Source organism: Streptomyces sp. PR69 (assembly GCF_026420845.1).
Taxonomy (GTDB): domain Bacteria; phylum Actinomycetota; class Actinomycetes; order Streptomycetales; family Streptomycetaceae; genus Streptomyces.
On sequence record NZ_JAOWCB010000010.1, the window covers coordinates 1 to 12,717 of the forward strand.

Sequence of the window (12,717 nt, forward strand, 5' to 3'; positions counted from 1 at the left end):
GCCGAAAACCAACGCTGCCGTGGTCATCGCGACCACGGCAGCGAATCCACCGCGTGGATGTCGGCCACGATGCAACATATTTGACGGATTCATGTCAGATAGTTCCCCGTTCGGGCTTCTTTACTGAGGCGGTCGGCCTCTCAGTCAGGTCGAAGGGCGTGGCCACGCACCCGGGAAGCATGATCACATAGACAAACCGCGAGCAATGCGGACGTACGGGCAGGTTCCAGGGCTCAGAAGCCCCCGACAGGCCGTCACACTCATCGACCAACCACACAGCCGCGCAACGGAGTTGAAGGTTCGCAAAGCAGCAGCATTAGGGCAATACACGCCAGGAAGCCGACAGATGACACTTTGATAACAGAAACCATCGATTTGGGGTGTACTGATGCCAAGTGATAGTCATTCCGGCAGGGGGCGGTTTGCCCTCTTCAGGTACTTCGCCTACTGAAACGCGAGTGATCGATGCGGATATCCTCACGCCTCCTGACCGTTGGCCTGGCCGGAAGCGCACTGGCCGGAAGTGCACTGCTGCTCACGGGAGTGGCCAGCGCCTCGGACGCCGAAGCGAACGGCACGGCCAAGGCCGCTGCCGAGCAGCCCCCCTTCGCCGTTGAGGACTTCGCATACCCCGGAGCGGACAGGATTCTCAAAGAGAAGAACCTCAAGCTGAAGCACGGCAACGGGAAGATCGTTCTCGCCGAGTGCGACAGCGAGCCGAATCTACTAAGGGTCATCGCCCGTGACCGCTCGGACTTCTGTTTCAAGGTCACCGGCGACGACGGCTACCTCTCCCTGGAGGTGCCCTCGGTGGGCGGCGTTCAGAGCAACGACTACAACGCCAAGATCAACATGACGGTCGGAGACGAGCACAAGTCGTTCGACATCCCGAAGAACTCCTGGAAGGGCGTCGGCGAGAACGCCGACCCGGCCGGCCGCGAGCACACGCTGGTCGAGATCATCACCACCAAGTGACGCCGCCTGCGCCCGGAACCAGCCGGCGGTTCCGCACCGGGCGCATGCCAGAGGGGCTGCCGACAGCGTCGGCAGCCCCTCTCGCGTACGGCTTCCCGTGCCGCCGTGCCCCACGCCGTCGTGCCATGTGCCCCATGCCCCAGGGCGTCCGGCCCCGGAATCGATCGGCTCGGGGTCGATCAATTCCGGGGTCGGTTGGCTCAGACCGGCCAGCCCAGGCCGGCCAGCTCGGGCTGACCGGCTCGGCTGGTCAGCTGTCGCCCTTGCGTTCGCCGAGGGTGAGGGTGACCTGGCGTTCCTTGCCGTCGCGTTCGTAGGTCAGGGTGACCTGGTCGCCTGGCTGGTGGGTCCAGATTTCGCTGATGAGGGTGGGGCCGCTGTCGACCGGCTTGCCGTCGAACTTGGTGATGACGTCGCCCGCCTTGAGGCCGGCCTTGGCGGCGGGGCCGTCGGGGGAGACGGCAGGGGTGCCGCCGGCGCCGCGGTCGGCGATGCGGGCGCCGGAGTCGCGGCCGGTCATGTCGACGGTCGCGCCGATGACCGCGTAGACCGGCTCACCGGTCTTGATCAACTGCTGGGCTACGGTCTTCGCCTGGTTTATCGGGATGGCGAAGCCGAGGCCGATCGAGCCTGCCTGGGACTGGCCGAAGCCGTTCCCGGAGGACTGGATGGCGGAGTTGATGCCGATCACCGCGCCGCGCGCGTCCAGGAGAGGGCCTCCGGAGTTGCCGGGGTTGATGGAGGCGTCCGTCTGCAGGGCGCTCATATAGGAGTTACGGCCGCCGGTGCCGTCGCCCGAGGCGACGGGGCGGTTCTTGGCGCTGATGATGCCCGTCGTCACCGTGTTGGACAGGCCGAAGGGCGCGCCGATCGCGATGGTCGAGTCGCCGACGGCGACGTTGTCGGAGTCGCCGAGGGGCAGCGGCTTGAGCCCCGCCGGCGCGTTCTTGAGCTTCAGCACGGCCACGTCGTAGCCCTGGGCCCGGCCGACGACCTCGGCGTCATACGACTTGCCGTCGGAGAAGGTCGCCGAGAGCGTGCCGCCGTCCGCGGCGGAGGCCACCACATGGTTGTTGGTGAGGATGTGGCCCTGCTTGTCGTAGACGAAGCCGGTGCCCGTGCCGCCCTCGCCCTGGCCCGTGAAGCCGTCGCCGCCGGACTTGGCCTCGATGGTCACCACGCTGGGCAGTGCCTTGTTCGCCACGGCGGCGACCGTGCCGGGATCACGCTGGAGCTCGCCGGGGGAGTCGGCGGCCGAAACCGTCGTGGGGCCGGCGCCGCTGTCGTTGCGCTCCGCGGCCCAGTAGCCGATGCCTCCCCCGACGCCTCCCGCGACCAGCGCGGCGGCGAGCACAGCCGCCACCAGCCCGCCGGCCCGCCTGCGCGGCAGCGCAGGCGGAGGCGGAGGCGGGAACTGCGCACCCCATGTGTGGTCGCCGCCGCCCCCGCCGCCATAGGAGGGGAGGGTGGTGGGCGGGGACGGCGGCCACGGCGGCGGGGTCTGACCGCCGTAGGCAGCGGGCGGCGTCGCGAGGGCGGGGGCGGGTCCGGGCTGAGGGGGGTGCCCGTGCGGCCCTGCCGCGGTCGCGGGCATGCCGCTGTCCGCTGCCTGCTCATGAGGGGGCGGTGCGGAGTCGTGAAGGGCCGGCTCGGGAGTGGTGGCCGGCCCGGGAGCGGCCTGCCCCTCAGGCGCTCCGGGCGCGGGTGCTCCCGACGCGGGTGCTCCCGGCGCGGGTGCGGGGCTGCCTTCGGGAGCGGCGGCAGGGGCAGCAGTGGGAACGTCCTTGCCCTCGTTCTCGGTGCTCACGCTGTCGTCTCCTCGGTCAGTCTTCACCGGCTTGCCGCTGATCTCCGCTGTGCAGGTGTCTGCACCAAGCCTTCCCCACAGCACGTCAGGCCACTGTAAGCAGGACCTGTGCATTTTCCCGAAGTCTTTACATCGGACATTTCGGGCCTTGCCCCTGACGGCGGGACAGGGACCCTGCGCGTACCCGCCCCACCCCTCGATGACACCATGACGCGGTGACCCAAGCACGGCAGCACCGCATTCAGGTCGTCGCCCACCGAGGCGCATCGGAAGACGCACCCGAACACACCCTCGCCGCCTATATGAAGGCGATCGAGGACGGCGCGGACGCCCTTGAATGCGATGTGCGGCTCACCGCCGACGGCCATCTCGTCTGCGTGCACGACCGCCGCGTCAACCGCACCTCCAACGGCCGCGGCGCCGTCTCCGCCCTTGAGCTGGCGGACCTCGCCGCACTCGACTTCGGCACCTGGAAGGGCCGCGAGGACGCGGCGGAGAGCCCGGACTGGGGAGACCCCTCCCTCACCTCCGTACTCACCCTGGAACGGCTGCTGGAGCTGGTCGCCGACTCGGGCCGCCACATCGAACTGGCCATCGAGACCAAGCACCCCACGCGCTGGGCGGGCCAGGTGGAGGAGCGGCTGATCGAGCTGCTGGAGCGGTTCGGCCTTGCCTCGCCCGAGAGGGCCGCCGACTCCACCGTACGGATCATGAGCTTCTCGGCCCGGTCGCTGCACCGGGTCGCGGCGGCCGCGCCGACCATTCCCACCGTGTATCTGATGCAGTTCCTCAGCCTCCGGCTGAGGGACGGACGGCTGCCGGCCGGGGCGCGGATCGCAGGCCCGGGCATCCGGCTCGTTCGCAACCACCCCGGTTTCATCGAGCGGCTGCACCAGGCAGGGCGCCGTGTCCATGTGTGGACCGTCGACGAACCGGAGGACGTGGAGCTGTGTGTGCGGCTCGGCGTGGAGGCGATCATCACCAATCGCCCCAAGCAGGTTCTGTCCCAGCTGGGCCGCGCATAACGTCTGTCACAGGGAGTGCACCGGCGCGTTCGTTCTGTGTTCGATCGTGTCGAGTGCGTCACCGGCAGGGCGTTGGCCGGTTTCCGGTCCAGTCCATTGGGGCATTCACACCGTGGCGTGGGGCAAAGGAGGTCTCGGGGGTGGCGTTGGTGGTGGCACAGGAGGTGCCCACGTCGTCGAGCATGGCCGTACCCCATGGCCCTGCGGGCGTGGGTGAGGCACGACACCGGATGCGTGAGCAGCTGAGCCGCAGCGGAGTGTCCGAAGCCGTGGTCGACGACGCTGTTCTGATCCTTTCCGAACTGCTCAGCAACGCCTGTCGGCACGGCAGGCCGCTGAAGCGCGAAGACATGGGGGGCGGCGACGTCCGCGCTGCCTGGCGCGTCGACACGGCGGGCGGCCTGACGATCGAGGTGACGGACGGCGGCGGTCCGACCCGTCCCGTACCGGCCACACCGTCGGTCACCGCGCGCGGCGGCCGGGGGCTGAACATCATCACCGCGCTGGCCGAGGAGTGGGGGGTGCGGGACAGCGCGGCGGGCGAGGTGACCGTCTGGGTCGTCGTCAGCAAGGCCTGTCGGCACGACGATTTCGCTACGCGCGTCACAGGTCCGAGCTCTGGTTCCATATCCGGTTCCGGCATGGGTTCCGGTATGGGGTCCGGCATAGGCTCCGGCGTCGGGGCCGGTTCTGGTTCTGGTTCAGGTTCAGGTTCGGGTTCGGGTTCAGGCGCCAGGTATGACGGATACGGCGGCCTGGACTTCGCGGAGTCGTTCGACGACCTCGTCTGAGGGGGCGTCGTAAGCGTCGTACAGGCCCGTCGGGACGTGCCGTTCCTCTCTCCGTACGGCAGACGGCTAGGCTCGCGCCCGACACAGCACGCCGCAATCGGGAGAAAGCCACGCCATGGCCAAGAAGCGACCCCAGACGAAGGCGACGAAGCCTCAGCGCAAGGACGGGGCCCGCGCCGCGGGCGCGAACGGGTCCGTCCCGGTGGTCGGAGGTCGCGAGCCCTGCCCCTGCGGTTCCGGCCGCCGCTACAAGGCCTGTCACGGCCGGGCCGCCGCGCACGCCGTGACCGAACTGGTGCAGCGGCCGTTCGAAGGGCTGCCCGGCGAGTGCGACTGGGTCGCGATGCGTGAGCTGGTGCCCGCCGCGACCGCCGAGCTGACGCTGAAGGACGGGCTCCCCGAGGGCGTCCCCTCCGTCACCCTCGCCACCGTGCTGCCGATGGCCTGGCCCGCGCTGCGCCGCGACGACGGCTCCGTACTGCTCGGGCTGCAGAACGACACCTCGTCCGGCGACCTCAGCCGCGACCTGGCGGACACACTGCAGCGCGCGCTCACCGCGGAGCCCGGCAGCCCGGTCGCCGCGCAGCGCGCCTCGGCCGAAGGCCCCCGGCTGCAGGATCTGCTGGACACCAGCGCCGCATTTCAGCCGACCGTGCACTCCGGCTTCGAGTTCTGGATCCCGGACTCGGCGGAGAACGCCTCCCCCGAGGTCGCGGCCTCCCTGGAGCGCGCCAACGCCGCCGCGATCCCCACGGTGAAGCTGTCCGGCGTGGACGCGGCGTACTGGTGCCAGACCCCGGAGAAGAACCACCTCCGCTGGGTCATGACGCACCCCGAGGAGAAGCTGCTGGACGCACTGGCCCGGCTGCACGCCGCCGGCACGTCCTCGCTGGGCGAGGGCACCAGGCTCGTCGGCTCGTTCCGGGCGCACGGGCTCGTGGTGCCGGTCTGGGATCTGCCCAGCGGGATGGGCGCCGACGAGTGCGAGAAGCCCGCGGCCGAGCTGGCCGAGCGGCTCGCCACGGCCCTGGCGAGCGATGCCCCGCTCACCGCGGAGGAGCGCCGGGCCCGCGGCGGACTCACCAACCGCCAGGTGACCCTGAGCTGAGGCCTCCCCACCGCCGCCCGGAGACTCGGGCGCCCAGCACGCGGAGCTGCTTGGTGACGCCGGTCACAACGCGCGCCAAGGGCGAGTAAATCTCTGTCTGAATACCAGAGATCGAATTTGCGAACCGCCGATCTCTTGTTACCGTTCTAGAAGCCCGGTCGCTGGTGCATCCCCCGTCGCCAGCGACCGGGCGTTTCCATGTCTACGGAATAGCTCATTCCGGCCCTTGACCCGGGCAGCTCCCCAGTGCATCGCCGGCCGCGGCCACACCCCGGTCCACACTCGGCGCGCCAGAGACCCCGGCCCGCAACCCGCAACCCGCAACCCGCACTCAACGCCCTTCGGGCGCGGCCGAGTTGCTTCCCGACCGCAGGAGCAGCGGCCCATCCTCCGCCTCGTCCGCAGCGGCGAACTCGGACACCGCCGAATACATCCGCGCATCACCCCTGGAGGGCTCTCTCGGGGTTTCGCAAACATCCGGCTCGGCTTCCGCCACCACCGCGCAGTTCGTTTGCACGGTGCGGCCCGCGGGGCCCATCAGCGTGAGCACCGCCGTCAATTCCCGGCCTGTGGCATTGCGGTAGTAGGTACGCGCCCAGGTCTCACCGGCGTACGCCATTACACAGGTCTGGGCTTCCACGCCACCGGGAGAGGCGACTTCCGGCCCACATTGCGCGGAGCGGTCCCGGCCTCCGTCCCCCAGGCGGGACAGCAGCCCGGTCGCCGTCGACGGCTCGGCCCGGCTCCCCGGCTCAGCTGGGGCCTTGGCATCTGCCTCAGAGCGTGCGGCCTGTGCGTCCGCGGCCCGCGCTTCCGCGATGCGTACATCGCCGACCCGTACCTCCCCGGCCGGGCCCGCCGCGGCGGCCAGCGGCAGCAGGGCGGCGAACACCACGGCTGCGGCGAGCCCGATCAGACGGAGGTTCATGGTGGGTCCACCTGCCGATGACGCGGGAATTGACGGTGGGCCGAAGATAGCGAGGTGTTCCGGGCGCGCGGAGGCCCGTGCGCCCGATTCCCGTACAACCCGGTCGAGCTCCTACCCGTACGAGTGACACGCCAGAGCCGGAGCAGCGTGCCCAGCGCGCTCAGCAACCTCCCTGCCTCAGTACGCGAGCTTGCTGTCCTCGCCCGCCTCCGGGGCGCTCACGCTCGCCTCCACGAGTGCGTCCACCACCGCCTCCACATCCGGCAGCCAGGGGGACGCGGAGCCGGGCAGCGGCGCCCGCTCCCACCACACCGGGCCCAGGCCCGTCTCCGAGGGGGGCAGCACCAGATGGCCGCCCTCACCGTGGAAGCGGAGCGAGCTGGGCACGCAGTCCTTGAGGTAGAGGAGTTCGCCGAGACGCTCCAGGGTGTACGGCGCGACCAGCAGCGACCAGCGGGTGGGGGTGGCCACGACCGGACCGAGCCGCATGCCCATGCGGTCGAGTTCGGACAGTGCGGCCGCGCCCGCGGCGGCGGGCAGGCTTAGCGCGCAGGGCGCACGCCCTCCCGTGGCGAGGATGATCGGCGCGTATGGCCTGTTGGTCCACCACCAGCGCACCAGGCGCTCATCGGTCGTCGCGGCCAGTAGGACGGGATCGAAGGGGTGTGCGCCGGGGACGACGCACTCTGGGTCCGGGCAGGCACAGCGCCGGCCCGGCCGGTCGCCGCGCCCCACGCCGGGGAGCACGGGCCATTCCCACTCGACGGCGCAGACAAGCGCCGCATCAAGCTGAGCAGGCCCCCTCTTGCGCCGGAACCGGGGCCTGCGTCGCCTTCCGAGGATCTCGCGCATAAGCGCTCGTTCCTTTCCGTTGAACGCCGAGGTCCACTTCACACCATGTGAGCAGTCTTCACTGTGCACACGAACGGCGGCAGGAGGATCGCCGCTCGTGCTTCGAGGCCGAACCCGGCCGGTGTCCATTAAAAGCATGGCGAGGGGTGGCGCACGCCTGGCGTTTCCCGCCTTGCCCGTCCCGCTGGTCCTGCTGATCCCGCTTGCCGTGCCGCCGCCGACGGGTCACCGTCTGTTGCCGCTGCCGTCGGCCCCGCCGCGAGGGCGCCTCCCGGCTGTTAGGACGCCGGCGCCCGCTGCCGGGTTCCGGGGGTGGCCCCAACTGCCTCAGCCCGTCACCGTTTACGTACCCGTCGGGCTTGGTGTGACGCTCGGCGTGTGCTCGGCGCGACGCCCCGCCAGACATCAGCAGGACGCGCTCGGCACGGCCTCAGTCGACCGCAATGGGCTCTCATCAGCTGCATTTTTCAGCCAAGTTCGAAGCCCCTCAGACACCAGCAATCCCACTGGGACAATGCTGGACATCCCCTCACTTGTGCGTGTACATGTGGATGCGTCGCTAGCAGCGCAGAATGACATGGGGGTTCGCGATGCTATTGAGCGAAACGCACCAGTCGGAAAGCCGGCTGCCATGAGCGCCCCTCACCTGCCGAAAGTGGCTGGAATCAATACAGAGGTTCCCACTCCCGCGCACACTGCGCCACCCCTGTCACCGACCGTTCCTTCCGCGCCCGCTCCGCCCGGAGCGGTGATCCAGGACCGGCTGGCCGGCTGGGTCTCCGATCTCACCACCCTCCATGAACTGACGGAGCGCCTGGTCAGAACGGCCACCCTCGAAGAGGCCCTCCAGGAGCTGCTGCGCGCAGGGGCCGCGCTCGTCGGGGCGCGCCGCGGCATGGTCGTACTCGAACCCCCCGAGGGCGGCCCCGATCGCGCAGACTGCTTCGAGGGCGGCCGCGGCCCCTCCCTGACCAAAGGTCTCGGCCTGACGCACGCCGAGCTCGGGCACTTCGAAACGGTGCCGCGCGGCGCCACGGCGCTCGGCCGCATCCTGGACGGCGGACGGCCCCCGGACGGCAGATCCGCCTTCGGCCAGGCCGTCGCCGACGCCGATCTGTTCGCCGACGACTCCCTCGACCCGCGCCACCGCGAAGTGGCCGTGCGGCTGGGCTACGCCGCCAGCTACACCCTCTCCCTGGCCGCCGAGGACGCGGGAACCCTCGGCGCGGCCGTCTGGCTCTACGACGAACCGGCCGCCCCCATGGAGCGCCAGCGCCACCTCGTGGGCCTCTATATGCGCTACGCCACCGAGCATCTGGCCCGGCTGCTGGAGCTGGAGCACGCTCGCGCCACCGTGGCGACGGTCGCAGAGGAGCTGCTGCCCACCAGGCTGCCCCGGATGCCGGGGGTCGAGCTCGCCGCCCGGCATGTCACCGGGCCGCGCGGCGGCGGCAACTGGTACGACGCGCTGCCGCTGCCGGAAGGCGCCCTCGGGCTCGCGGTGGGCTCCGTCTCCGGATCCGGGCCCAGCGCGCTGGCCGCGATGGGGCGGCTGCGGGCCTCCCTGCGCGCCTACGCGGTGATGGAGGGCGAGGACCCGGTCGCCGTGCTGTCGGATCTGGAGCTGCTGCTGCGGCTGACCGAGCCGGCCAGGACCGCGACCGCGCTGTTCGGCTACGCCGAGCCTGCCGTCGGCAAGATGGTGCTGGCGGGGGCGGGGCACACCCCGCCGCTGATCATCGGCGAGCAGCGCACGGAGTTCGTCGAGACATCCCTCTCGGCGCCCCTGGGGATGCTCGCCTGCTGGGAGGCGCCGAGCGTGGAGCTGGCGCCCGCCCCGGGAGAGACGGTGCTCCTGTACACGGACGGGCTGCTGCGCCGCACCGGAGATCCCATGGACCGTGCGTTCGCGCGGCTGCACGCGGCGGCCGCGAGCGTGCCCAAGGCGGCGCGTACGGATCCGGGGGCGGTCGCCGACCATGTGCTGGCCGCGATGCTGCCCGATGCCGCCGCGGAGGTGCGCCGGGCGGGCAAGGGCGGCACGGCCGGCGGCGTCGTCCTGCTCGCCGCCCGCTTCGCCTGACTGCGCTGAGGTTTTCCACAGGGCCCCGGCCGTCTTCCGGTCGCACATACGATGGTGAGGTCACCCCCACCCAGTGGCCCAGGAGGCAGACGTGGCCGAGGAGCTCACCCCGGAGACCCCGGAGACCGCAGAGATCCCGGAAAAGGACGAGCAGCCGATCAAGCAGCGCAAGAACGGCTTGTACCCGAGCGTTTCCGACGAGCTCGCCGAGAATATGAAGACCGGCTGGGCGGACACGGAGCAGCACGATCTGCAGCCCATCCCGCAGGCGTCGCACACGGCCGCGCGGCGTGCCGCGCTGTCGGCCCGGTTCCCCGGAGAGCGTCTGGTGATTCCGGCCGGCAATCTCAAGACACGGTCCAATGACACGGAGTACAGCTTCCGCGCCGCCACCGAGTACGCGTATCTGACCGGCGACCAGACCGAGGACGGCGTCCTGGTGCTGGAGCCCAGGGGCGCGGCGGGTGACGGGGGCCACCAGGCCACGGTCTATCTGCTGCCGCGGTCCAACCGGGAGAACGGCGAGTTCTGGCTGTCCGGGCAGGGCGAGCTGTGGGTCGGGCGGCGGAATTCGCTGGGCGAGGCCGAGCAGCTGCTGGGCATCCCCGCCGAGGATGTCCGCGAGCTGCCGGAGCTGCTGCGCGGGCTGTCCGGCCCGGTGCGCGTGGTCCGCGGTCATGACGCGGGCATCGAGGCCGCGCTGACCGACAAGGTCACCGCTGAGCGCGACGAGGAGCTGCGGGTCTACCTCTCCGAGGCGCGCGCGGTGAAGGACGAGTTCGAGATCGCCGAGCTGCAGAAGGCGTGCGACTCCACCGCGCGCGGCTTCGAGGACGTCGTGAAGGTGCTGGACAGGGCGGAGGCGACCAGCGAGCGCTATATCGAGGGCACCTTCTTCCTGCGCGCCCGCGTCGAGGGCAATGACGTGGGCTATGGCTCGATCTGCGCCGCTGGGCCGCACGCCACCACCCTGCACTGGGTGCGCAACGACGGTCCGGTGCGTCCCGGCGAGCTGCTGCTGCTGGACGCGGGCGTGGAGACGACGGAGCTGTACACGGCCGACGTCACCCGCACCCTGCCGATCAGCGGCCGGTACACGGAGCTGCAGCGCAAGATCTATGACGCGGTGTACGAGGCGCAGGAGGCCGGCATCGCCGCGGTGCGGCCGGGGGCCAAGTTCCGCGACTTCCATGACGCGGCGCAGCGCGTGCTCGCGGAGAGGCTGGTCGAGTGGGGTCTGCTCGAAGGGCCCGTGGAGCGGGTGCTGGAGCTGGGGCTGCAGCGCCGCTGGACGCTGCACGGCACCGGCCACATGCTCGGCATGGACGTCCACGACTGCGCGGCGGCGCGCACCGAGGCGTATGTCGACGGGACGCTGGAGCCGGGCATGTGTCTGACCGTGGAACCGGGCCTGTACTTCCAGGCGGACGATCTGTCGGTGCCGGAGGAGTACCGGGGCATCGGCGTCCGGATCGAGGACGACATCCTGGTCACCGAGGACGGCAACCGGAATCTGTCGGCCGCGCTGCCGCGCCGGGCGGACGAGGTCGAGGCCTGGATGGCGTCCCTCAGGGGCTGACCCCCAGGGGCTGACCCCTCCGGGGCTGAGCCGGGGCGCTCAGGAGGCGAGCAGCGGGGCGTTGTCACGCCATTTGAGGATCTTGTCAAAGCTGACGACGGCGCCCCGCTCCGGGCCATTGTGAAAGTGCACATGGTCGGCGAGCTGCTCGATCAGGCACAGTCCGCGCCCGCTCTCCGCGCCCGGGGCGGCCACGGGCGTGGTGTAGCCGCAGGGGCCGCCGGGTCTGGCCGGGAATCCGGGCCCGGAGTCCGACACCTCGATACGGCACATCTCGCCGTCCAGATAGGCGGTCACCCGATACGCCCCCGAGGCCTCGCCGGACTCCTGACCGCCGCCGTGCTCCACGGCATTGGCGCACGCTTCACTCAGCGCCACGGACAAATCGTAAGAAATATCCGGATCGACGCCGACGGTCTCCATGGCGCCGAGCAGCAGCCGACGGGCGAGCGGAACGCTCGCGGCTTCGCGCCGCAAATGGAGAGACCACCAGATGCTCATGCTCCAGCCTCCTGGCTGCGGCTCGACATACCGTTATGTATTGCCCCAAAACACTTCCGGTAAGCACAGAGTTGACGCGAGAGCGCTCGTTCGGCGGATGCGCCATCTCCGTACAGCGGTGTAAAGCAAAGGGGATCTTCCGGACCTGCCGTACGGGCCGAACCCTCTCAGTGCGATGATGACCCGGCCATGTCGTCCACGTCCGTCGCACGCGCCGGAGCCGGTTTGCGGCTTCTGAGGGCCGCGGTGTTCACCGCGGTCTGTGTTGCGCTGTCCGCGACAGGGCATGCGCTGGCTGCCTGCGCGTCCGTCCCCTGGTGGACGCTGCCGCTCGGCTTTCTCTTCCTGTTCGCGCTGGTCGCTCCGTTCGCGGGGCGGGAGCGCTCGCTGCCCTCGATCGCCGCGGCGCTGGGCGCGGGACAGCTGGCCCTGCACGCCCTGTTCGGGGCGGGGCAGCACCAGCAGCTGCGACTGGCGCCGAGCGCCGACGACGCGCTGATCAGGATGGCCGGCAAGCTGATGTGCGGCGCGGGCGCTTCATCGACGTCCGCTGCGGACGCCCGCCGCATCATCACCACGGCGGGACTCGACCCGGCGACCGCGACGGCGACGGCCGGCGCGTCGGCGGCGGGTACGGCGCAAGCGGCCCAGGCGGCCCAGTCTGTCCAGGCGGCGCACACCGCGCCGGGCGGCGCGTTCTCCTCGGTCGCCGAAGTGGCGGCCTCCCCCGAACTGCTGCCCTCGCTGCCCATGCTGCTCGGGCATCTGCTCGCGGCGCTGGCCACCGGCTGGCTGCTGCGCCGCGGCGACCTGGCGCTCTTCACCCTCGCCCGGCTGTCGGCCGACTCCGCGCAGTCGGTGGCCCAGGGGGCCCGGCTGCGTTCGCTGCGCGCCGCGCTCGTTCTCGTACGGACGCTGTGCGCCGGGCTGACGGGTGCGCCCGCGGCCCCGCCCCAGCGCCCCCGGCCGGCGGACGAGCCGCCCGCCCCGGCGGCGGACGAGGCACTCCAGCACACCGTGATCAGGCGCGGGCCCCCGGCAGAGCTCGCACTCGCAGCCTGACGCGGC

11 protein-coding genes are annotated in these 12,717 nt (G+C 70.9%); 7 read left to right on the forward strand and 4 right to left on the reverse strand.

What is annotated here, in order from left to right:
* Positions 1 to 465: 465 nt before the first annotated feature.
* The gene (locus tag OF819_RS12250) at positions 466 to 975 is read left to right on the forward strand and encodes a hypothetical protein (RefSeq protein WP_267243497.1); all 510 of its coding nucleotides are present in this window, start codon (positions 466 to 468) and stop codon (positions 973 to 975) included.
* 250 nt (positions 976 to 1,225) lie between these two features.
* Here the strand turns inward: OF819_RS12250 and OF819_RS12255 are convergent, their stop codons facing one another.
* Positions 1,226 to 2,782 (reverse strand): S1C family serine protease, encoded by a 1,557-nt coding sequence (locus OF819_RS12255; RefSeq protein WP_267243498.1) that lies wholly within the window; start codon positions 2,780 to 2,782, stop codon positions 1,226 to 1,228.
* Positions 2,783 to 2,997: 215 nt separating this feature from the next.
* On the opposite strand from OF819_RS12255, the gene OF819_RS12260 reads away from it, so the two are divergent.
* From OF819_RS12260 to OF819_RS12270, 3 genes are all read left to right on the forward strand, one after another.
* The gene (locus tag OF819_RS12260) at positions 2,998 to 3,807 is read left to right on the forward strand and encodes a glycerophosphodiester phosphodiesterase (RefSeq protein WP_267243499.1); all 810 of its coding nucleotides are present in this window, start codon (positions 2,998 to 3,000) and stop codon (positions 3,805 to 3,807) included.
* Positions 3,808 to 3,989: 182 nt separating this feature from the next.
* Entirely contained in the window at positions 3,990 to 4,598 is a 609-nt protein-coding gene (locus tag OF819_RS12265) for an ATP-binding protein (protein WP_416370523.1), read from the forward strand.
* A gap of 115 nt (positions 4,599 to 4,713) precedes the next feature.
* On the forward strand, positions 4,714 to 5,706 hold the full coding sequence (locus OF819_RS12270) for a DUF5926 family protein (RefSeq protein ID WP_267243501.1): 993 nt from the start codon (positions 4,714 to 4,716) through the stop codon (positions 5,704 to 5,706).
* Positions 5,707 to 6,037: 331 nt separating this feature from the next.
* Here OF819_RS12270 and OF819_RS12275 read toward each other — a convergent pair whose 3' ends face one another.
* Entirely contained in the window at positions 6,038 to 6,634 is a 597-nt protein-coding gene (locus OF819_RS12275) for a hypothetical protein (protein WP_267243502.1), read from the reverse strand.
* A gap of 177 nt (positions 6,635 to 6,811) precedes the next feature.
* Positions 6,812 to 7,486 (reverse strand): bifunctional DNA primase/polymerase, encoded by a 675-nt coding sequence (locus tag OF819_RS12280; RefSeq protein ID WP_267243503.1) that lies wholly within the window; start codon positions 7,484 to 7,486, stop codon positions 6,812 to 6,814.
* A 514-nt stretch (positions 7,487 to 8,000) separates the two neighbouring features.
* Between OF819_RS12280 and OF819_RS12285 the strand changes: the two genes are divergently transcribed.
* A complete protein-coding gene (locus tag OF819_RS12285) occupies positions 8,001 to 9,569 on the forward strand; it encodes a PP2C family protein-serine/threonine phosphatase (RefSeq protein WP_267243504.1) in 1,569 nt (522 codons plus the stop codon).
* A gap of 91 nt (positions 9,570 to 9,660) precedes the next feature.
* Positions 9,661 to 11,148, forward strand: coding sequence for an aminopeptidase P family protein (locus OF819_RS12290; protein ID WP_267243505.1), 1,488 nt, complete (start codon positions 9,661 to 9,663; stop codon positions 11,146 to 11,148).
* 39 nt (positions 11,149 to 11,187) lie between these two features.
* On the opposite strand, the gene OF819_RS12295 is transcribed toward OF819_RS12290, so the two are convergent.
* On the reverse strand, positions 11,188 to 11,649 hold the full coding sequence (locus OF819_RS12295; RefSeq protein WP_267243506.1) for an ATP-binding protein: 462 nt from the start codon (positions 11,647 to 11,649) through the stop codon (positions 11,188 to 11,190).
* A 189-nt stretch (positions 11,650 to 11,838) separates the two neighbouring features.
* Between OF819_RS12295 and OF819_RS12300 the strand changes: the two genes are divergently transcribed.
* A complete protein-coding gene (locus tag OF819_RS12300) occupies positions 11,839 to 12,711 on the forward strand; it encodes a hypothetical protein (RefSeq protein WP_267243507.1) in 873 nt (290 codons plus the stop codon).
* The last annotated feature ends 6 nt before the right edge of the window (positions 12,712 to 12,717 follow it).